At 57.4% G+C, this 22830-nt stretch carries 9 protein-coding genes; 1 reads left to right on the top strand and 8 read right to left on the bottom strand.

The features are described from left to right. Positions 1–75: 75 nt before the first annotated feature. The 5 genes from ABE504_RS21200 to ABE504_RS21180 form a co-directional block, all read right to left on the bottom strand. The gene (locus tag ABE504_RS21200; RefSeq protein WP_430092367.1) at positions 76–8532 is read right to left on the bottom strand and encodes an S-layer homology domain-containing protein; all 8457 of its coding nucleotides are present in this window, start codon (positions 8530–8532) and stop codon (positions 76–78) included. A gap of 40 nt (positions 8533–8572) precedes the next feature. Further along, positions 8573–8938 (bottom strand): cytochrome-c oxidase, encoded by a 366-nt coding sequence (locus ABE504_RS21195; protein WP_430092365.1) that lies wholly within the window; start codon positions 8936–8938, stop codon positions 8573–8575. A 460-nt stretch (positions 8939–9398) separates the two neighbouring features. Next, positions 9399–11447, bottom strand: a complete 2049-nt coding sequence (locus ABE504_RS21190) for a LuxR C-terminal-related transcriptional regulator (RefSeq protein WP_430092363.1) — start codon at positions 11445–11447, stop codon at positions 9399–9401. A gap of 158 nt (positions 11448–11605) precedes the next feature. Next, positions 11606–15058, bottom strand: coding sequence for a glycoside hydrolase family 44 protein (locus tag ABE504_RS21185; protein WP_430092361.1), 3453 nt, complete (start codon positions 15056–15058; stop codon positions 11606–11608). A gap of 133 nt (positions 15059–15191) precedes the next feature. Further along, positions 15192–16718 (bottom strand): extracellular solute-binding protein, encoded by a 1527-nt coding sequence (locus ABE504_RS21180; protein WP_430092359.1) that lies wholly within the window; start codon positions 16716–16718, stop codon positions 15192–15194. Positions 16719–16872: 154 nt separating this feature from the next. Here ABE504_RS21180 and ABE504_RS21175 point away from each other — a divergent pair, with 154 nt between their 5' ends. Next, complete coding sequence (locus ABE504_RS21175) at positions 16873–19203, top strand: helix-turn-helix domain-containing protein (RefSeq protein WP_430092357.1); 2331 nt, start codon at positions 16873–16875, stop codon at positions 19201–19203. A gap of 197 nt (positions 19204–19400) precedes the next feature. Here the strand turns inward: ABE504_RS21175 and ABE504_RS21170 are convergent, their stop codons facing one another. The 3 genes from ABE504_RS21170 to ABE504_RS21160 all read right to left on the bottom strand — a co-directional run bounded on the left by ABE504_RS21170 (position 19401) and on the right by ABE504_RS21160 (position 22758). Further along, a complete protein-coding gene (locus tag ABE504_RS21170) occupies positions 19401–19928 on the bottom strand; it encodes a hypothetical protein (RefSeq protein ID WP_430092355.1) in 528 nt (175 codons plus the stop codon). Positions 19929–20082: 154 nt separating this feature from the next. After that, positions 20083–20592, bottom strand: coding sequence for a hypothetical protein (locus ABE504_RS21165; RefSeq protein WP_430092353.1), 510 nt, complete (start codon positions 20590–20592; stop codon positions 20083–20085). 21 nt (positions 20593–20613) lie between these two features. After that, positions 20614–22758, bottom strand: a complete 2145-nt coding sequence (locus tag ABE504_RS21160) for an ABC transporter transmembrane domain-containing protein (protein WP_430092351.1) — start codon at positions 22756–22758, stop codon at positions 20614–20616. Positions 22759–22830: the final 72 nt, after the last annotated feature.

The raw sequence follows: 22830 nt of genomic DNA, 5'->3' as shown, positions 1-22830 counted from the left end.
TCCTATAGTTAGAAGTTGATGGCGCGCAAGCGGCACGGGATCTTGGATTTCGCGCCGCTTGCTTACCTGAAAACTTTATTGCTCGATGGCGCCCAGACTCGTCAGCACCCTCAAGAGCAGTGATGCGGCCTGGGCGCGGTTCGCTTGACCGAACGACTCCAGCTCGGTCTCCGTCATGCCCTGCATCCAGCGTTGGCGTACGGCCAGCGCCACGGCTTCCCGCGCCCAAACGGACACATGCTGCGCATCCGCGAAACGATCGAGTGCCGATGCCTCTTCAGCAGGCGCTGCGGATTCGAATCCTTGCATTTCTGCGAAACGTTGCAGCAAGGTGGCGAGTTCCTCGCGGGTCACGGGATCGTTCGGCCGGAAGCGATCGTTATCCCCGTACACAAGCCCCGCCTCGGCTGCCTTCCGTACATAAGAGGCATACCAGGCTTCGCTCGGTACGTCCGAGAACGTCGGTGTCAGGATCGACTGCCCGGTCTCATCCTCAGAAATCGCGACTGGCGCCCCCTGTCCGGATGTTGCTGCACTTTTCCCTTGCTCCATCGCGCTTACGAGCAGCTTCGTCACTTCCGCCCGCGTAATCGGACGATTCGGCTCGAAGCTGTCGGCGCCCAGGCCATCCACCAGATGGCGGCTGACGAGCACCGCAACCTCGTCTCTGCTCCAATGTGCGGTCAGATCGGCAAACGAACGTTCATAGAGCAGGACGGCATAGGTTCCATCGGACGGGACGGCCGTTGTCAGGCGGAACGCTTCCTTCTCCAGGACGCCGCCCACATAGGTCCAACCGGCTTCCGCAACTGGGTCCAGCCTATACAGGCCAAACTTTCGGGGGTCTACTTTGCCGATGACCGCCGGATCGAGCCGCAAGGTAAGCTGCGGCGGCTTGCCTGGGGCGGCTTTGGCCGCGCCTGCAATTTCCAAGACATCCGACATCCGGGTGTAGCCGGCAGCAAGCGGACGATCCACCGCTGCTCCCCGCGTGAGCATCAAGGTCGAGGCAGCCGGATAAGCGCCCGACTCCACCGTCAATGCGAGCCAACCGTCGAAGGCTTCAAAGCTGCCACCTTGGGCATCGATCTCCAGCTTTGTTTCTTTCGGGCTTGCGGCGGGGTGATCGTTATGGATCGGTCCGCCGCCAGTGCCGTTATTGCCGCCGGTTCCGCCTGCGCTTGCGGATGCCGTCCGGACTTGCACGAACGTCCCGGACGAGATATTGCCGTCGCGGTCAACCGCAGCGATCGACACCCTATATTCGGTCGCCGGCGCCAGCCCCGCGATCGTGAACGACTCGGCACCAGGCAGCGCTTCGCCTTCCTGCAGCGCATCGGAGGAATCCGCCTTGGCCCACGACAGCCGCAGCTTCGCCAGATCGGCGGAGGGGGATGACGGATCTTTCCAGGTAAGCGCGATTCGGCTATCCGATACGCTAACGGTTTTCAGATTAGTGACCGGCAGCGGCGCGTGCCAATCGGCGGCTGACGTCCAGCTGGCCGTCACGCCTGACGATTCGTTACCGGCGTCGTCGACCGTCGTGACCATGAATTCATAACCGGCGGAGGGGGGCAGGCCGTTGATTTGCGCCCATTCGGTGCCCTTGCCGACTTCGATCGGCGCTCCGTAAGCCGCCTCTCCGGCTTGCTTCCAACGAATGTGCGCCATGGTGTAATCGTCATCGGACGGATCGCGCCACAGAATGGTGGCCTTGTCGAAGGTAACGCCGACAGTCACATTCGCGGCTTCGTCCGGTGCCTCGCCATCTCTGGCCGTGACCCGAATGTGCAGCTCCGCGGCGGAGTCTATCACTACGCCTGCGTAACTGGCCAACGCCTCGGATACCCTAACCCGATACATTCCGTCGGCAAGCGCTTCATTCGGCGTAAAGCGAATCACGCTCGACAGGCGTTGACCATTCGCTTCGACCGGATTCACAGCCTGAACTGTCCCCACGATCGGCGTATCCACTTCCGATTCGGACGCGACCGTTATCGCATCCGGCTGGATCGATGCCTCATCGATCGGCTTGCTGAAATAGACATCCACATAAGCGCCGCCTGGAGCTGCCTTCGCCCGTTCCGGAAGCGGAGCGGCATAGGAGACAAGCGGGACGTTGACTTCAAGCTGCGGAGGCGGCACATCCAATTCATCGCTGTACGCCGCCACGTAGCCTTCCTTCTCATACTTGACCTTCCACTTGCCTTCCGGCACATCCCACCCGTACTGCCCGCGAGCGTCCGTCGCAAGCGGATTCGTCTGGCCGTACCACTCGGCATCCCAGACGTTCCACTCGCCGGAAGCTCCGTCTTTTTCCAACACGGTGGCGGTTGCGCCTTCCACCCGATTGTCCGGCATGCCTTCATAGACATATCCGCTCGGGTCCCAAATATATTTCGGTTCGGCTACCGGATTGATTGGATTCTTCTTTTTGCACAGTTCGCTGTTATAATTCCTCAGATGATCTTCAAGCTCGGTCAGCTCATTATTCGCGACTTCATCCAGCTTGAGGCCGATGTAATAGCTCACGCCCCAGAATCCAAGTCCAATAAATCCGCCCGGGATTAGAACCAATGCCGCCATGCTAAGCTCGAACTTCACCATATTGTGCATCAGCATATCTGCCGCAACTTCCTTGGCAAAATCCACATAATACTCTCTCGCCGCCGGATCGCAGATTTGCTTCGCCCGTTCCAGCGCTGCATTTGCCCGCGCTTCAAAGCTGTCAGGGTCAACGGCATCGCTAAATCCTTGTATGAGATCCCGAATCGTAACCCCTTGGTTCGCTGCTTTCAGCGCAAACTCCATCGTCGTCAACGCCACTTTTTCTTGAACCGCCAGCGCCGCAACGCGGGATTGCCCTTTCGATCCCGCCGAGAACGACCCGGCTCCCATCGGTACGTACGCGGAGACCCGCAAGGAGATGCCTGTATCGCTCACCGATCTGGTCATCGAAAACCCATAGACGGCAATTCCCGTTGCTTGCGCTTGCCGCAGCTCTTTGTCGCTGGGCGTATAATCGACGGGTACAGAGCTGATGTTGATCCGAGCCGTCATCTTGCCATTCAATTTGGTCTGAAAAGATGCTGAACCCGCAGGTATGATGCTGCCGTCCGGGGCCGTCTCTCCAGGCCCTGCCTTCCATTCCACTTGGTAATCGGATAGCGGCGATGGCAGACTGTTCCGATATGCCTCTTCCGTCGGCAGTTCGGCGGGAACCGCGGCCGCATCGGGCTTCTTACGGTAATCGACGCTTACAGGCCCCAGGTTGTTCGTAAACGGCAGTACCGCCTGATAGTTGCCACCCACAAACTGGGCGCGGGCAGATTTATCTCCCATTTGGACATACACATCGGAAATGCGCGACGCGTCCCGGAACTTCAGTTCGAATACGAACGGCCTTCCTGGAACGACGACATAAGGAAAGACGGCAACGCCGCTCGCCGGATCAAACGCGACCAATCGGCCCTGCTGCTGCTGCATGGACACCGTCTCGAGCCCGGGATCGTTCGGATCGTAGATGACAACGGCGCGCGCTCCCGGCGAACGAACGCCGCCGACCGTCGCCTCTGACGTAAGCTGATGCCTTCTGGCATCCGATTCGGCTAAATCGACAGATCGTGTCCAGGTTCCTGCTGGAGAAACTGGGGATTGACCGACGGCAACTCCGTTATCGTACACGGTAACCTCCGATCCGGCAGGCGCGTAGCCGCTGACTTCAAACTGCGGGTTCGTGACGATCTCAGGTGCTCGCATCGTGACCGGCGTCACGCTCAACACCGCCGTTCCGAAAATTTGCTCTTGCGCTTTCAGTTGGACATCTTTATATGTCATTTTCCCGACAATCGCGATCTGGCTCGCATCCACACTGCCGGCCATCTTCAATTGCAGCTGCATGCTGCCGTCGCTCAGACCGGCAATATCTCCGAGCGGAATCTCAAGCGTTCTTCCGGACAAGCTCGGTTCCACGGCCTTGCCATTCAGCACAAGCGTGCCCGCAGCGAACTCAACTTCCTTCGGCAAATCAATCGCCATGACCGCGCCTTGCGCTGTCGCCGTGACGGAATTCTTGTATACAGCGCGGAGTGAGATGCGGCCGCCCGGCGTCGCCCAGTCGACGCCGGCTTCAAGGCCGTTGCCTGCACCGCCGAAATATCCCGCAGGCTGCAAATGAATGTCCCCGAGCGCGACAACTCCGCCGGGTTGGGCGCTGAACTGAACCGAAGCCGCGTTATTCGTATACGGGATTCTAAGCATCATCCGCTTGTTTCCGCCGCTTGTGAGCGGTGCGTAAAACTGCTGTCTCTCCGGGTCAAGAAACAACTGTTCATTCTTGACGTCCTTGTTGTCCAAGTCGTACAGCGTCGCATCCAAGTAATTCAGCAGCTCGCCATTCAGATCGTAGGCGCGAAAGGACGCCTGGCCGCCCGGATTCTCCAACCTGACCTCGATGTCCGCCTTGTTGTCCGCCCCGACGATCGCCTCCCCGCATTCGCTGGGCAAGCCGGCTTCAACGCCGTTCGCGCATATACGGACCGTATCGCCGGTCGTCGCCCAGGCCTGATATACGCCATCCCGGAAGATCGAATAGCTGAACTGAGGCGAAACGTACAAATGATAATTCGTCGCAAAATCAAGCTCAATCGGCCCATCCCAGGCCCCGCCGCCAAGCCGGGCGTATAAGCGAAGCGTGACCGCGGCGAGGTCCTGCAACTGCAGATCGACGTTCTGATCGCCCGATAGGTCCAACGTGAGGGCTTTCGACAAACTGCCGGAACCGACTGTGTTCTTCGCTCGAAGCTGAACTGGCCCGACAGGCACCCGCTTGCTGTACTCGCCATTAGAATCGGTCAGTAGGGTGTAGGTTCTGGTGAAGTCAGCACTGCCGTTGCCGACCAAAATCGTGACCGTACTGCCGGTTGCCGGCTTTCCGTCCTTTCCTAGTACGCGGCCCTGAAGGAGCGCTTCCGGCTTCTTCGGCAAGGCAATGTCCATGCTCCGGGTTCTAACGTCGGCCGGGAAGGTGATCGTCGCCTTCTCGTAAGCCGGGTCTGCCACCGCCGCCGTCAGCTCCAGCGATGCCGGACCCGCGCTTTCGCGCGGAAGCCTGAATTTAGCGACTGCCTCGTTGTAAAAATTGCCCGACCACAAGATTTCACGGCTGACAGCATCGCGAAGTGTCGCTTGAACGACAGCATTGCCCACTTCGGCTTGATTCGCCTTCAGGCGATATTCAAACTGGAATTGCGGAACGATAACGGCGTCTGCATCCGCCGTTTGCCCGTTTCCTGGCGAAGTCACATAGGTCAAGTCGCTATAAGCGTTCCGGGCGCCAAGTACGACTTGATACTGGGAGTTCGGGTAAGGAACATCGACCAACAGGCTTCTTTCCTGCCCCTCTATCCCATAGGTACTGGCATAATAAGAAGTGCCGGTATGCAGCACGTTGATCACGGCGTTCTCGAGCCACTGCTCGCTCTCCGAATTGGGCGGAGCATCGATGGCAAGCCGCAAGCGGCTGGCTATGCTGCGTCCGATCGGGTATATCTGAGGTTGCAGTACCCCGTCGATCTCCAGCGCGAATTCGTTCAGCGCGGCTGTGCCTTCCGCAATCCGATACGTTGCTTGATAGTAACCGGACGCCGGCCCCGTTTCCGTCAAGATCAGCCATTCCTGGTCAGCGGCTACGGTGCCATCAACCTGCCGCACGTCCTTGCTTAACTTCGCGCGCACCGCGCGTCCGGCAGCCGCCTTCACCGTCAAGACCACATCGCTGTCGATGACCGGCGCTTTATCGCTGCCATTGCCCACTTCTTTTGAATAGCTGAGCGAATAAACATCTTGCAGCTTCACGAGCGACATAGACAGTTCCGTGCCGCCGATCGCAAGCATTACGGTCTGCTCCGGAGGCGCTTGATAGCCGGAGGGCGGTATGACGGTGACTCGAATTCGCTCTCCCGCATGCCGATTTGTCAGCAAGGCCTTCCCTTGCCCGTCGGTCGGAATGCGCGCGATTTCCGTTCCGCCCTCGTCCATGAATCGCACTTCCGCCGCAATCGACGCTCCGCGATCGGTGGATACCTGGACGGTCAAAGAAGAGGAGATCTCCGCTGGCGACAGACTCACCGTCGTCACGGCGCCCTTGTTCACGACGATGCCTTCCTGCCGGGCGAGCTCCGTTCCACCCGCAGCCGTCAAGACCACCGCGGTATCGGTAGCCGCCGGCCACCAGTAGTCATAGTGCGTAACGCCAGCGGCAAGCGATTTGCGTGTCGCGCTGGCATTCGAACTGGTTAAGTCGAACCAGGCGGAGCCCAGGAGGCCGGGATACGCGGTGGCAATATCGATCGACAGCTTGCCGGCAACGCGCAGCGGCAGTCCCGCAGCGGGTTTGCCGATCGGGCTGTTGGTCAATCGCGCCGTGATCGCATCGATCTGCGTCATCCCGTCCGCAACCGTGAAGACCGCACGATAAAAACCGGATGCCGCCGGCGTTTCCGTCATCGTGATCGTTCGCGCAGCCGTCCTCGTCTGGGCGGGGTCGCTGCCTGCCATCTCATGATATTCGATGTCAGCGACAACCGCCTGCCCCGGATTCCCAGATGCCGTAACCGTTACGGTACCTCCGGGATTTACACTGCTGAACGTAAGATCGCCGTCTTGCACCGACCATGACGCCGAATCGACCGCAGTGCCGGATTGCTGCTGTTGGCATTCCCCGTAGCAGTAGGTGTACATCTCACCGTCGCGAACGTACAACACCCGGTTGCCCAGCTCGTCGATCTGGGCATTTTCCGCAAACATGGCCGGGTTCCCGATTCTGTCCACTTGGCCGGAATCCCGATCGAACCGTTCTGCATAGTTCGTAATATAGATGCTGCCCGTCGGGTTATTGTCGTGGAGCGTTGCGACCACATATTGACCATCGCCGCTCATGGAAGTTGCCAGGTAGCTCTTATCCTTCCGATCCGCCGAACTTCGATTGTCGGGAAAAAAATCGTCGAACCAATGATCCGGGTCGGCGTCCCTGAGATCGATGGCCCACAGTTTATTCCAACCGGTGCTAAATCCCACACTCACGGCCACGAATCGGCCGTCGTTGCTGAGGGTCGGTTTTCTGAGTCGCTTGGCATACCCGCTGATCCAGACGTGCGTGCCGACAGCCATATCGTAGACCGCAACCGCATAGGTTCCGTCAGGATCGGACGCATCCTGCAAATCCGTGGATGTCGTCCAATACGCGACGTGCAAGCCGTCGCCGCTGAATGCCGGCATCTCACTGACGCCATTGCCCGGCAACTGATCGGCCGTATGGCTGATCAACGATTTCGTATGTGAGATCACGTCATACGCGTAGATTTGACCGCCTTCGGCGAAGACAACCCGGCTTCCATCCGCGCTGAGCGAAGGTTCCTCCGCTCGCAATGCCGGATTCGAGATCAACGTGACTTTGCCTGAATCCACCTGATAGACGTATACAGCGTATTGGGACCCATCTGTTGGAGCTGCGACAGCCAGATTGGTTGCCTTCGAAGCGAATGCAATGACCTGTCCCGAACGGTCCGCCGCCAGATCTTTCAAATCTCCGTTCAGCGCCTGTCCGTCAGACGTCACGTTCACGACCTCGTCAACGCCGGTCTCCGTATGGATGCGATGCAGAAACGATGACTCTTCCGCCACGTACCACACAGCGCTGCCATCCCGGAGAAGAAGCGGTGTTCCCGGGAAACCCGCACTTGTCAGCTTCACTTCGCCAGCCGGAGAAGTGCCTGCATAGATGCCTCGCTCACCTGACTCGTTGCCCGCCGCATCGAAAGCACAAACCTGAAATGTATACGCTTTCCCTGAAGCAAGGTTAGCCATCAAGTATTCCGTGTCAGCCGTTTCCTTCAGCAGTTGGCCCGTCTTGTCATAAATCCGGTACCCCACAACCGAAGGATCGGCGATCCTACCGCCGCTGCCGTCCGACACTTGAGGCGGCGACCATTGCAACAGCACGGCCGAATCAGTCGGATAAGCAGGCTGCCAGCGCTCATCCTCTACCATCTCAGGCCCCGTCCGATCCACTTCTATCATGGCCGGAACCGAAGCTTCGCTGGTCTCGCCATTCAGTTCCGCCTTGGCCTTGATCTGAAAGACGCCCTCGTCATAAAGCCACTGCAAGTAGTTGAAGCGCCCCGTTTCATCGACTTCGATCGTCGTTTCTTCGATGATGTCCCCGTTATATACACTGAAAGTCACCGTAACATCAGCGCCGGCTGCAGCGCTGCCGGCAACGACGAAGCTCTCTTCGTTCGTAAGGGCAGGCAGCGGATCGAGCTGCGGCGCCTCCAGCTTGGCGGAAGCCGCCAAAAGCGATTCGGGCGTTATCCCGGCCAGCAGGCTGCGAAACATGTTATCCGCTGCCTCATCTATGGCTGTGCGTGCCGAAGCTGTCGCAGGAGATCCGAACGTTTGCGGCATCAAACTGCTGCATGCAACGGATATAGCGAGAAACAGACTCAACATCCTCAGAGTAATGCGACCCATTTCATTTCACCCCTTCATCTGGCATAGCGACTGTGATTGCTCAGCGCACATACTTTACCGCATTGATCGAGAACAGAATCGTTCCCACAACAACCATAACGCCTCCGATGGACACCACAGGAATGAAAGCGGTGCTTGCCGTCAGCAGCATACTGGCCAGCCCTGCCATCATGACCGGTATGCCGATCATATGCAGCCAGAAATGCCACTTGCCGAGCCTGGATGCCCCCGCAGCCGGAAATACATGATACAGCATCCCGCCTAACGCCATGGACACCCAGCCAAGCAAATTAATATGCGCATGCACCGGGCTGAGCGTGTAGTTCTCCGACATCGACATGCCCATCCCCATCAATACTCCGATTACAAAATAAAACGTGGATCCAATGATCATTTTTCTCGACATTTGTCGCGCTCCTCTCGTGATTAGCCGTTCAAATAGGCTTTCATCAGCTTTTTCTCAACATTCATCCGTTTCCGCCGAGGCTTTCACGAATGTCACCCGGTCTCCGATCATCGGATTTTCGATTGTCCGATGTTCGTCATAATCAACCATGCGATTGTGCTCCTTTATGAATTTGAATGCTGCGACATTCACTGTAACACCGGATTGCTCGGTGGCGATATTATACGGACGTATAGTTTTGCGCGCCAAAAAACCAAAGAGCCAAGCGAACAGGCCGCTTAGCTCCTTGGTTTTTGAGAGATGAAATATTTGTTGCTACTCCGATGATCTATCTGGCGGAGAGTCGTGGGCGCACGAATTCCTGCGAAAGGAATTTTTCAGAAAAGAGGCTTTTTTACAAAATCCCCGCTTTTTTGCAGTTTTGGAGGCCCGATCTGGCCCGCAACTTCGGCCTTGATGATCAGGCGATGCCGGATTTCCCGACAAGCAGTTTGATCAATTGGCCGCGGCCTTTTACGGACAACTTGCTGTAGATCGAGCTTACGTGCTTCTTCACCGTAATTTCGCTGACATACAGCTCTGCGGCGATCTCGGCGTTCGTCAAACCGTCCAGTACGAGCGAGGCCACCTCCCGTTCCCGTTCCCGTTCCGTCAGCCGATCGTCCAGCCCGCCGGGCGCGGTCGTCCCGCTGGAAACTCCGCCTTGCTTCAGCAGAAACCCAAGAAAATCCTCCAGTTTCTCCCCACGTGTATCCATCAAGAAAGTCGGCGTCGGCGTTCGCCCATCATAGTTCCGATGCAGCAAACCCGGTACATCCCGAAATCCGAGCGCCCGGTGAACTTCCCCGAAGAATGGCGCCGGCGGCGGCGAAGCAACGAAGAGCCCTCCACGGAACATGTGGGAGAACATCAGGAATAGACCTTCCACGATCAGATCCGGATTGCTCCAGTCGGCAAAATCAATCGAGCGAATGAACCACCCGGCTTGCTCGGGAGGCTGGGCCGCGAGCTGCTTGTATTCAGCGGGCGGCAGCGAAGCCAGATAAGGACCGGCGAACGGGTCGCCACGCAAGTCATCAAGCGTCTTCGCATGAATCGGAACGATCACCGCCAATCCGACGGCCTCCCCTTCCGCGGATCTGAGCAGCATGACAGAGCGGGAATCCAGCGCAATCCACCTGCGCAAATCCAGGCTCTTCACCGCCAGTGACATGCCTTCTTCGCCCTCCGAACTCTCGTATCGGGCCGACGTATCCGGGTCGACCACGGATAGCGCCAACGGCGTGGCGGCATCTCTCCTTCTATTCAGATAACGTTCGCCCTCGCCTGCGTTCTCCCCCGTCAGCGTTTCCCACGCGTATCCGCCCCGGGCTCTCACCTGAACCGACGTACGCACGAGTCCGCTGCCCGTGTAATAGTACAGTTCCCCAACTTCCCATTCCGTGTTCCGAAAGGCGGACGAACGACGAATACGAGCTGCAAAGTAAAGCGCCGCCCTCCCTCTTAAATTCTCATAATACGTTGGCGTACGCTCCTCCAATTGCTTGCGCATGGCACCGCGCACCAAGTCGTGCAGCATCCAGCCCCTGTCCGTCCTGCGGACGAACGACAGCCCGATCAAGCGCCCGAACGCTTCATCGTCGATTTCCTTATCCAATATATATTGCAGCAATTCGCGATTGACGTGATGCAATACGGCAGCAGCCTCCACCAATTGGCGCAGCCAAGCTTCCGGCACCTCCCGCAGCCACACCTTCAGCAAATGTTCGAACCATTCCGCATCGCCGGTTGGGCCGCTTGCCCAATCCGTTTGTGTACCGATGAACGCGGCCAGCGACAGCGCAAGCGGGTGCCCGCGCGTCTTCATCTGAATGCGCGCAATCTGGTCGCCATCCATGATGCCTGATCGTCGAAGATACCCTTCGGAAGCTGCGTCGCTCAGATGATCAAGCGGCATGTAAAGGATCTGCTCGCGCAAAGTCGGCACGACGATCCACTGATCCTTCAGCTTGTATCGCCCCGCGATCAGAACCAGGACGTTTGGCGGCAATTGCTTGACAAATTGCTCCCGCAGCCATCCGTCCAGCTCGCTCATTTCCTCATACGTATCCAGTGCTACGATGACTTTCCTGTTGTCCGAGGTGCTGCGGATCTCGTCGTGCAAACACGCTTCCAGCGCCTCTGACCTCCGCTCCAGCAAGCTGCTCGAAGCATCTGTTCTTCCAGCCTGCAACTGCCGGAGCAGCCGCCAGATGAACTGTTCGCTCGTGTGATTGAAGTCCCGGCTGTCCACAAACAGCATCGCTGCGCCCGAGCGCTGCGCCATCCGGCGATAGGCATCAAGCAGAAAGCTTTTGCCAGTTCCGGCCGTGCCGTAAAGGTTCCAAATCCGTTTATCGTCGATGATTCCCTCCGCCAAATAGCGATTGAATCGCGCCAGCTCGGGGTCACGCTCTGCCATAAATGCGCTATTGTGTTCGCCGTTGCTGTCCACCGTATAATCGATCACGCTCACACCTCGTCCCTATTGCTGGAAATCCATTCGATTTATGTCAGCCTATGCCTCTCATTCTAAGGGGAAAACGGGTATCGGTAAACCCCCTTTTCCATGCAAAGAAGAAGCCCCTCCCGCGCAACCTGACGGCGGAAAAGAGCTTCTTCGATTTCCTATCCTTCTTTCATGACAAGCAGCGTAGCCGACTTCGCCGGCAGCGTGAGCGACAAGCCAGCAGATGTGCCTTGCATGTCGTCCGCCCGGTATAGGCGTTTGCGCGATTCAAACCGATACACCTCGGCCGTCTCCGCAAGGTTCAGATCCGCTGCCAGAGCGGCTTGCCGAGGCGCAGAATCTTTGTTGAACAGCAGCACGAAGGTCTGCCCCTGTGGAGATACGATCGTATAAGCGCCAACCGCATCGTTGTTCGAACTGGCCGTGCTGACGACCTCTCCTTCCACTCGGCTTCCGTGTCCGTCATAGTTCAGATACAGCTTGAACGCATCCTCCAGCGGAGTGCCTGCCTCGAGCGCCCCCCAGCGCATGGCGTAATCGACGCCTTCGCGGGCGAACAACGCCAGCGCTTCCGCCTGGGCCAGACCGCTTCCGATCCCGCTGCCATCCCCGAAGTTATATTCGGAGATGGACAGCTTCATGCCCGGCGACGTGCTGTCGATCAGCTCGTGCATCCGCGGGAGGAGCCGCACCGGCTCCTGTATCCATGAAGACGGATCGACGAAGCTTGGATCGTACAAGGACTTGAGCGAGTTGAACCGCCGCTTCGTCATGGCGGGGGATTCATCGCTGGAGAAAGCAATGTTGTCTTCCGCCGGGTAGTAGTGAATATCCAACGTATCGATTAGACGATGGCCGTTCTGCTGACGGTACGCTTCGTTCTTGCCGAGAAGCCATTCCATGTACGGCTTGCCGCCATGCGCCGCCATATCCGGACCCGGCGAACAGCCGTCCGCCGCTGAATAGAAGTATTCACACCATCCCCATGGCACAGGACCGAATATGTTCGCCTGCGGGTCGGCGGATTTGATCGCTTGCCCGTATTCTTGCGTGTAATTCCAGACTTCGTCATACGTCGTCATTTGCGGATGAACGTCCCAGTGGGCATGGCCCCACAACATCGGTTCGTTATCCAGCGCGTAGTTGTGCACGGCGTCGCCGAAGCGGTTCTGCAAGTACGCAATCCAATCGCTGATGAACGCCGGTCCGACTTGCTTCGATGTATCCTCGGGGTCGTTGCCGGTCAAGTAGCTGCCATCCTTCTTCTTCCCGTTGCCAGCATCCTCCCTGCACCATGCCTCGCCCCAATCGCATTCATTGCTTTGCTGCTTCCCGTATTTCTGTACGGAGAAGCTCCAGCCGATCTCACGGCTCTTCGGCGTCCAGCCGATCGTCGGGATCTGCAGCAGCACGTCCGTATGCGTATCGATCGAATCTTGAATGAATCGGTCGGACAGCGACTCCTCAGGCAGGTCGGACGGAGCTTTGTCGTCGTACGGTACGTTCAGGAAATACCAATCTCCGCCGCGATTCGTCGTATTGAGCTGCCAGTTGTAGCGCGTCATCTGGTTGCCGCCCCAGCGCTTGATCGGCACGGCCACCTCCGAATAGTTCTCAGACGGCGAATCTTCGAAATTCAAGCCGAAAATGCCGGGGCTGAGCGTACGGCGCGGTTGCGAGGCATCAACCGTCACTTGCACGGCCGGCAATTCCGGGGCGGGAAGCTGTATCACAGCCGTTGTTTTCAGCATGCTGATATCGTCCAAATACACCGTACCCTGGTCTTCTTCCCCCCACGCGGAAATGACGATGCCGTCAAAGCTGAGGTCGCCGCTCATGCCCAGATCAGTGAATTTCAGCTTCACTTCCGTCCACTGACCTGCCGGCACGCCCGCAGGAAGCTGCTTGGACAAGTCAAAATCGCCGACGAAATTACGGCCGTCCATCAAGTTGACCCGCAAGTGCTGTCCGCCCCCAGAGCCCCCATATACGTTCAGTGTCAGACCATAATAGTTCGTGAGGTCCATGATCGTGTCACGATGCATCCAAATGCCCTCATACCCCTTGGCCGCAAACGAGATCGATCGGCTGCCTGAGGCGGCCGGTGTCTGGTTCGCGAAATTTTGCGTCCCCCAGCTCCAGTCGCTGTAGCCGGACGCAAGACGGTCGTCGTAGACGGTCTCTGTGTCATATGCCGTCACTTGAACGTATAGCGAGGCCGTCGCATCTCCGTAGGCAGCGGTAATCTTCGCCAGGCCGCTGCCAACTGCCGTCAGCCTTCCCTGGTCCACCGCGACCACGTTCGGATTGCTGGACGACCATGCCGCCTGAGGACTGACATCGACGCTCGATCCATCCGTATAACGGGCCTCAAAGTTCACGCTGGAGACATCCCCCGGCGCCAGCGCCAGCCCGTACTGCGAGAGAACTCCCTCGACCATAGCCGGCGGGGCTACGTATTTCTCAAGGAGGCGAATATCGTCGAGGTAGACAGGCGATTGCGCTTCATCCTTCGCTCCCTGCAGCAGAATACCGTCGAAAATGCCGTCCTTCAGTTGCAGCGCCTGCAAGTCTACTGTCACTGGCGTCCAGCTGTTCGCCGGAATCCGCCCGCCTTCGATGAAGCCGCCAATGTTCACGCGCGCGGATTCCTCACCCCCGGATTTAAGCACGAGTTCAATCGCCTGGCCGCCGGCTGCTCCACCGTTGATCCAGAATACGAGCCGGTCGTGATGTTTCACATCCACCGCGCCGCCGCTGTCCTTATACATGTACAGGCCTCCCCGATTGCCGGGATTGAAGGATGCGGCGCTCTCTCCGGCATGCACGTAAGCTGTGTCCTGCCAATTGTGCTGCGCCCAACTGTTATCCTGGAACGCCGGATTCAGCGTATAGTCGTCATATATCGTAATGCCTGCTTCCGGGTAGTCTTGCGTTCCCGTCCCACCGCCGCCCGGATTTCCTCCTTCACCGCCGGCAGGTTCCTCCTGTTCGTCCGGTACGACGACCGGATCGTCCCCGCCGCCCCCTGCCGGATCTTCATCTGCTCCTTCGATCAGCACGATATCGTCCAAGTAAATGGCAGCTTGCGGGTCGCTGGCGGTTCCCCGGATCAGAATACCGTCGAATAGTCCGCCTGGTACATATTGCTTCAAATCGATGGTCACCTTCTGCCAGTTGCCCTTGCCAAACAACGCTGCGTCCAGCGGCAACGCGGCAACCGGCTCACCGCCCGCTTGCAGCACGAGCTCGAGCTGCTGACCGCCGCTCTCTCCGCCGTGCACCCAAAATTCCAGGACCGGGTAGTCGGCCGTTCTCAGTATCCGATCACTGTACAGGTAGAGACCGTCGTCGCCGTTCGGCTCCATACGGATTGAACGGTCTCCGCCGTGCACCTCATCCGATGCGGACAAGTCAATCTGCGCCCAACTGTTGTCGGAGAACGCCTCATTTATTTGATCGTCGTAAACGATCTTTTCGCCCGCCGACGCTGCCGCCCGCCCGGGTGCAGTCCCGAGCCCGGCGGTGCTTGTCCATGCAAGCAGAACGGTTATTATCAGCCATAAGTTCGATTTCATGCCTATCTTGCGAATTCCGATTCTCGATTTCACCGTATAGCCTCCCGCACATCAATTGAATTAGAAGGGCAACCAGCCGACATTCACCGACCTCTCGCCGCTCCGTACCTCAATTTAACATGCGTTCACGCGTTGGCGGAATTATACGTTCGTATACAATTCACGCCTACTTCCGCTGCGCCTCCGCATACGCCTCGTTATACTCGGCGATCATCTGGTCGCCGCCGTTCTTGCGCCAGCGCTCAATCTCCTGCTGATACGCCGCTTTATCCAGCTTGCCGAGCATATAATTGTACGTGGCGTCCGAGACAATTTTGTACAATTCGACGCCGCGTTCGTCGTACGTCTTCGATTCCAGCCCCACCATCGGGTCTTTGATGATATATTTCTCATTATCGAGGCTCAGGCTGTCCGCCATCTTCGACAAGGACTCGCTCTCCGACACCTGAAGCACGTTCGGGTTGCTGAGATCCGCGATCATCAGCGCATAGAGCGCGTTGACTTCGTTGGCCCGCACTTTCGATGTCTCTTCGGAGAGCAGCACTTTGCCTCCACTCATCGTGTAGTGGCGGCCCTCGAGGCCATATTTCATCAAATTCGCGACATCTTTATCCATCGACCGGTCAAAAAACTGCAGCACCTGCTTCAGCTCCGCCTCCGTGCGAATCGCTTTTTTCGAAAACAGGTACAGCGCGCTGTAATTCGGAATCGACCAGACGTGGAAGCCCGTTGGTCCTTTGATCTGATTCACGAGCGTAAATTTCGCGTTCGGATTTATGATCTGCGCCTCGTCCGACAGCCGCTGCGCGTCCTGCATACTGCCGATGTACACGCCCGCGATGCCGCGGATCAGCTTATCCCGCTGCACGTCTTTGCTGGTCACGGCAAAATCGGAGTTGACTTCCTTCTCCACATATAGCTTACGCATATAATCCATGGCGTCGATATACGCCTGCGTCTCGAACTCCGGCACGACTTTGCCGTCCACGATGCCCCAATTGTTCGGCGCGCCAAAGTAAGAAGAGATCGTCTTAAAAGCGCCGAACACCAGGTCGTTCCGGTCCGTGAGACCGATCGTATTATCCTTGCCGTCGCCGTCAGGGTCGCCAAAGGTGAACGCTTTGAGCACCGCATACAGCTCGTCGAGGGTTGTCGGCGCCTTCAGCTTCAGGTTGTCCAGCCAATCTTGGCGGATAATCAAACCTTGCCGCGAGGACGGGCGCTCGGTGTAGAGACCGTAAATTTTGCCGTCGACCGCCGTTTGAGACAGAATTTCCTTATTCAGCTTGCTCAAATTCGGGTAGGCGGACAAATAGGGCCCAACATCCCAGAAGGCGCCGGAGCGGATTGAATTTTTCATTAGCAAGTAATCGGTATATTTGACGTATGTCGCCTTTTTCAGCGAGTTCGTGGTGAGGGCGGTGTTCATTTTATCCGTATAGATGCCGTCTGGCACCCAATTAACGTCAAGCTTCGTCTGCGTCAAACCCTCGATTTCCTGGACAAGCTCCGGAAGCGGCGGATGCGGAAAATGCAGCGGCGCCATAATCGAAATGACCGGCCTGCCGTCAGATGTCGCCTCTGGCTTCACTGTCGAACTGTCCTTGCACGCGCTCAGCAAAGTCCCTGCGATTGCCAGCGCCAGTCCGGCCCGCAACCATCCTTTCCTTTTACGCTGCTCGTCTCTACTCATTCTGTCTCCTCCTTGCATCTGCCCTTCATCCTGCGTACAATCAATGAATCAGAGATAATGATTATCCCCTGAGAAGATGATTATTGCTCTAAGACGAGCTAATGACTACAATACTTAGATAGTCCGAATCTCCGAAGATAGGTGTTGACATTCGATGCGCTCTTTGAGTTTTCTAAGCAAAATGACGATATTCGGCTTCCTGCTCAGCACGCTTCCTGTAATTTTCATCGGTGCCTTCGCATTCGTGACATCCTCCAGCGAGATCCAAAAAAATGTCAACGAAGGCAAAATGCAGTTAATCAGCCAAATCAACTCCAATGTAGAGCAGAAATTAACGACTGTCAACCATACGATGAATCAAGTCATCAACTCGACCGTGCTCAAAAAGGCGATGGAAACGCCCCTTACTGTAAACGATTTCATGATGTACGACGATATTCGCAGCGAGATTCGGTATATGCAATCGTTCGATACGAAGCTCGAAGATGTCATCCTGATCAACGCCAAACAGAACTGGATGATCAAAAATTCGGGCCTCTACACCTACGACAGCTACCCGTATTACCAGAACCTCATGGCGCTGATGAAAGCGGAGAACAGCACATGGACGCTGATTCCGTCCCAGTGGTTCTACACGGAAGAGAACGCGCGAAGCGTGACGTGCGCCTATAGCATTTCTCTGGTTAAAAAGCTGCCGACGACCGGCCTGGACCAATACGGCCTTGCGCTGGCCAACATCCCTGTCTGTTCCTTGCAGGATCTGATCCGGAGCGACGCCCCGCATCCCGATGACATCGTCATTGTCGACGAATCGCAGCGCATCATCGTGAACAAGGACCCCGCGATGATCGGCAAACCCATTACCGCCATCGGGCTAAGCGAGCTGGATCCGCTTGAAGAAGGCAGCGGCCAATATCGCTCCGACATTCAGGATAAGTCGTATTCCGTAACGTTTTTGCGCTCGCATCTCACGAACTGGACGTATTTATCTTTAACGTCAATCGACAGTTTAACGCAGGAGTCGGCCAAAATCCGGACCGTCACGATCTACATCTGCGTCCTGATGCTGCTTATCTCCATGCTGCTTGCATGGCTCATTTCCCGGCGCATGTATTCGCCGATTCAACTGCTCGTGAATCAGATCGGCGCGCTCGTCAGCGGCAATCAGAAGCGCAAAGCGAACGAGTTCCAAATGATCAGCGAGCAGGTGCACACGCTCTTCCAGTCCAAATCGCAGCTTGAGCGTGAGGTACATCAGCATATCGGGCAGGTGCGTACATTCTTTCTCATCAAGGCGTTCCAGGGGCACATTAAGCCCGGCGAGCTGCAGGAAAAGCTTGTCCAATTCGGCTACGGTACGCAGTTGGAAGCCTGGAAGGTCATGTCCGTCCTGACCATCCAGATCGATTCCATTGACAATACGCGCTATGACAAAAAGGACATGGAACTCCTCCTCTTTGCCGTGCACAACATGCTGGAGGAGCTCATCCCGACAGAGCAGCGCCTGGCGCCGATTCTGATCGACCAGACCATCGTTACCCTGATCGGCAGCCCGGATACCGACGAGATTGCGTTCCGTACGACAGTGTTCGCGTTGACGGAACAGGTGCAGCAGCACATCTTCAGCTTCCTGAAGCTGCATATTTCCATCGGGATTTCGCTGCCTTTTCACAGCTTTCCGCAAATGGCACTGGCCTACCGCGAGGGTCTGGAAGCGCTCAAGCACCGGATCAAGCTGGGCGAGGGCATCATCATCCAGTACGAGAACATCAACTCGGGCAAGCACTATTTGAACTTGAACTATCCGAAGCCGCTTGAGCATGAACTCATGGACAGCATCAAGCTGGCGGAAAAAGACAAAGCCCGCGAGCTGCTGAAACAGTTGCTGGCCGCCGTGTTCTCTGCGCCGCTGTCGCCGCAGGAATATCAAGTGCCGCTGGCGCGGCTGCTGAACAACCTGCTCATTACAATGCAGGAATCGGGCGTCGCCCTGAATCAGATTCATCCGAACCAAGGCTCGCTGTTCGAGGAGCTGCTCAGCCTGCATATGGCGTCCGAAATCGAGGACTGGTTCTGGACCGAAGTCGTCCACCCGCTGATCCTCATCTACCGCGACCGGCAGGATGCCCAGTACCATAACATTTCCGAGAAAATCATCGATCTCGTGCAGCGCTACTACGACACCGATCTCACACTCGAGGAGTGCGCGTCGCGGCTTCATTATAACGCGAACTATTTGAGCAGCATTTTCCGCAAAGAGACGAACTGTTCGTTCAGCGACTACCTCTCGAACTACCGATTCAACATGGCGAAAAAGTGGCTCTCCGAGACGGATATGCCGATCAAAGATATCTCCTCCAAGCTGCGCTATAACAACTCGCAGAATTTTATCCGCTCCTTCCGCAAGCAGGAAGGCATCACCCCGGGGCAATACCGGGAGAGACAAAAGGACGGCGGCGAGGGAAGTTCGCCGGACGCCACGTAGGGGTGGCGGTCAAGAGCGCAACTCGGGGCTACGTGCCGATGAAGGTGCGGATGAGCCGTGAGCTCGGCTGATGGACAATGGCAACCCACGCGAAGGCATTTCTGGCAGATCGTTCATGGGCATGTAACGGTAGTGGCCTGAACCACCGCTTCCCACTCCGAGCCTCCCCCCAGCGCACGACAAAGAACCCGAGACCATCACGGTCTCGGGTTCTTTGTACGCTGCTCGGCATAAGCCAGAAGCTCGATAAACGGAATTGTGTAGAACATGCGGTCACCGACGACTGTCTCCTCGAAGCCCGGCAGGCTGCGCCAGCGGGAGACAAGCTTTTGCAGCTCAGCATGCTCAGGGGAGGCCCAGAACTGGATCGTCTCGACATCCGGATTGTCTGCCTGAATCTGCCCCAGAAATGCCGCCATCGCTCTGGCAAACAAGCCAGTGCTCCGGTACGCCTCCAGTAGAAACGCCACCTCGATCTGACAACGGTGGCGATCTTCGTAGTCGTGCTCACCCGTGCCGTATACGCAGCCAGCCGCCCCGACGTACTCATAGCTTCCCTCGTCGAGAACAAGCATCGTCCTGCCGAATTGCAGCGGACTGCACATGAACGCGAGCTTCATGGCAAACGGATACGGCAGATTCAGCGAAGCGTGATGCTCCAGCAGGAACCGGGCGTAGGCCTCGTAATCCATTTCAAATCGGCAGGGCCGAAACAAAAAGCTCATTAAACCGGATTCGCCCGCAGATTCTCGTTGCTTTTCACGATTCTGCCAAAGCCGCTGCCTTTTTTCGATCCCTTATCGATAGTTGGAGGAACTGGAAACATGCTGCTCGCCTCCTTTCATAGGTCAATTTTCATGCTTACCCCCATTATACCTCCTAGAATTTGGACAGGAAACCCCTCAATTCGCTAATTTTCACGAGATAGCGCACCTCTCGTCCTAGGACGCCTTCAATTTCCGGTCCCGCTTGAGCGAATTTTCCATATAAGCGCCGCAAATACGTATTTTCGGCCAATGTCACGATGTGCACCTCTTCAACTTCGGGATGATGAGCCGCGAGATGTTCAGCCAGCTCGGCAAGCCCGGACAAGAACAGCCGACTGCCCCGTAGACTGCGATCCGCAATCGCCAAATCAAGGAGAACCGTCTGCCGATCCTCATAGTCCTGCTCCGGCGTCCCGTGAAAATACGCGACAGCGCCGGCGATGCTGCCATCCGCCAGCTTCGCTTGCAGAATGCGCCCGTCCGCGATGTAGCTGTAGAGCGCCGTAACTGCGTAAATCGTGGCATAGCTCGGATGGAGGTCGCGCCGGTGCGCCAGGAAAAAAAGCCCGAACTGCGCGAAATCCTCATCCGTTTCGCAAAATGAAAACGTAAAGTCCGTCATGCTGCATGCCTCCTTCCTCATCTATAACCGATCGGCCAGCGTCCGCTCCAACGTCTGAAGAATCTGCGGGTGCGCCGCCGTCAGCCGGTCGAACGCTTCGCGCCGGATCGACAACAGCACGGCTGGCCCCATCGCCTTAACCGTCGCGTTCCGCGGGGAATTGCGCAGCAGCGCGATTTCGCCAAAGTGATCGCCGTCCTGCAGCACGGCTACGCGGACATCGCCTTGACCTGGAACCTGCTTCCAGATCCCTACCTTGCCGCGTACGATAATATAGCAGCGGTCCCCCTGCTCGCCTTCGCGGACGATGACATCGCCCTCTTGGCAGGCTTCGGTTGTAAATAAGGAAGCAAGATCGCCGAGCAGCTCCTCGGCAATCCCGTCAAAAAACGGCAGTCTCGCCAACCTCTCCGCCTCGACAGTCGCATGCAGCCCGTCCTGTGAGACGTGGAAGCCGGTCTGCTTAGCCCACAGGGCGGCGTAATGCCCTTGCCGCTGGAGCAGCTCGCGGTGCGTGCCCGCCTCCACAATCACGCCGTCCTGAAAAACAAAGATCGCATCCGTATGCACCGCCGATGCCAGCCGATGCGTGACCGAGATGACGGTGCGCTCGCCGCGGCTCATCTCCAGCAGCGCGTTGATCTCCGCCTCCGTCGCGGGATCCAGCGCGGCGGTCACCTCGTCGAGCAGCAGCAGCTTCGGTTTCCGAAGCAGCGCCCGCGCGATCGCCATGCGCTGACGCTCGCCGCCTGACAGCGATCCGCCTTCCTGCAGGATCGGCGTGTCATATCCTAGCGGCCAACTCAGGATGCGCTCATGGATGCGGGCCATCTTGGCCGCCTCCACCATCTCAGCCTCCGTGGCGCCGCTGTCCAGCAGGAGGTTCTCGCGCACGGTCGCGTTGAACAGGAACGTCTCCTGCGCGACCAGCCCGGCAAGCCGGCGCAGCGATGCTTCGCTCGCCTGCCGCAGATCCGTGCCGCTGACCAGCACCTCACCGGCGTCGGGGTCATAGAAACGCGCGAGCAGCTGCAGCGCGGTGCTTTTGCCGGAGCCGCTCGCCCCGACGAACGCGGCGTAGCCGCCTGCCGCCACGTGCAGGCTTACGTCTTTTAACTGCTTGGCGTCAGCGGTATAGCCGAACGTCACACGATCCAGCCGCACATCCGGCAGCTGGTCCGGCAAATCCGTTGCTAACTCCGCTTCCATCACATCAGGCTGGGCGTCCAGAATCTCCTCCACCCGGCGAAAGCTCGTGCCCGCATCGATAATCGTCGGCAGAATCGACGACAGGTTCGTGCCCGACTGTCCGACGGACAGGAACAGGGTGAAGAACGCCATAAAGCTGCCCACCGAAATTTCATCGTGAAAAATAAGATAGCCGCCAAAACCGATCATGATACCGTTCAGGATGAGCAGTGCCGTCAGCGGCAGCCGCTGCAGCCAGGCGCTCGCCATGTGCAGGCGAAAGCCGAGCGTAAACAGCTCGTCCATCTGCCGCCCCGCCCGCTTCTGAAAAGCGGCCTGCTGATGCAGTCCTTTGATCGCCTTATGGCCTTTGACCATTTCGTCGATCGTATTGGCGAAGCGTTCCTGCGCCTCTTTGAAGTCGACGTTCGCCGCCTCCGAGCGCCCTTGCAGCAGCCGCGGCCCGGCAAACATCAGCGTAGACCCGACCAGCATCGCCAGCGTCAGCTTCCAATTGAGCGTGAACAACAGAGCAAGGCCGAGCAGCACGCTGAATATTTCCCGCAGCAGGAACGGGTACGCCACCCGGACGACGCTTTCAATCGACCCCATGTCCGACGCATAGCGCGTCACAAGGTCGCCGGTCTTGAACCGCTGGTAGAAGGAAAGCGACTGCTTTTGCATATGGTCAAAAAGCTTCCCCCGCAGCGACCGGACAAACCCGCCGCTTAGCTTCGCAATCGCGTAATCGCCGCCGGCGCTCGCGCCGATATTCATCACCCCGCCGATAATCAGCGCCGAAAGAATCAAGATAAACGCGTGGAGATCCTTGGGCGTAAAGGCATCGTCCACCAAATATTTCAAGCTCAGCGGTGCAGCGACCGCATACACAATTTCAAGTAAGATGCCGAGAAGAAAAAGCGCCGACAACCCTTTATGCCTCGCGCAAAACCGCAGCATTTTCGATAAAAACGGCAATCGTTTCCACCCCCAATTATCTTAAGAGTACCGCGTTTGCGCTGGCCTGTAAATCGTTAATGGGGTGAAGGA

The sequence above is a fragment of the Paenibacillus oryzisoli genome, from assembly GCF_050467285.1.
Classification (GTDB): Bacteria; Bacillota; Bacilli; order Paenibacillales; family NBRC-103111; genus Paenibacillus_E; species Paenibacillus_E oryzisoli_A.
Note: the sequence above shows the minus strand (reverse complement) of the source record. Positions and strands in the feature narration are given on the sequence as shown.

Excerpts from the sequence above, each read along its gene's own strand:
- ABE504_RS21200 (WP_430092367.1), bottom strand. The coding sequence starts at position 8,532 with ATGGGTCGCATTACTCTGAGGATGTTGAGTCTGTTTCTCGCTATATCC.
- ABE504_RS21195 (WP_430092365.1), bottom strand. The coding sequence starts at position 8,938 with ATGTCGAGAAAAATGATCATTGGATCCACGTTTTATTTTGTAATCGGA.
- ABE504_RS21180 (WP_430092359.1), bottom strand. The coding sequence starts at position 16,718 with ATGAGTAGAGACGAGCAGCGTAAAAGGAAAGGATGGTTGCGGGCCGGA.
- ABE504_RS21175 (WP_430092357.1), top strand. The coding sequence starts at position 16,873 with ATGCGCTCTTTGAGTTTTCTAAGCAAAATGACGATATTCGGCTTCCTG.
- ABE504_RS21170 (WP_430092355.1), bottom strand. The coding sequence starts at position 19,928 with ATGAGCTTTTTGTTTCGGCCCTGCCGATTTGAAATGGATTACGAGGCC.
- ABE504_RS21165 (WP_430092353.1), bottom strand. The coding sequence starts at position 20,592 with ATGACGGACTTTACGTTTTCATTTTGCGAAACGGATGAGGATTTCGCG.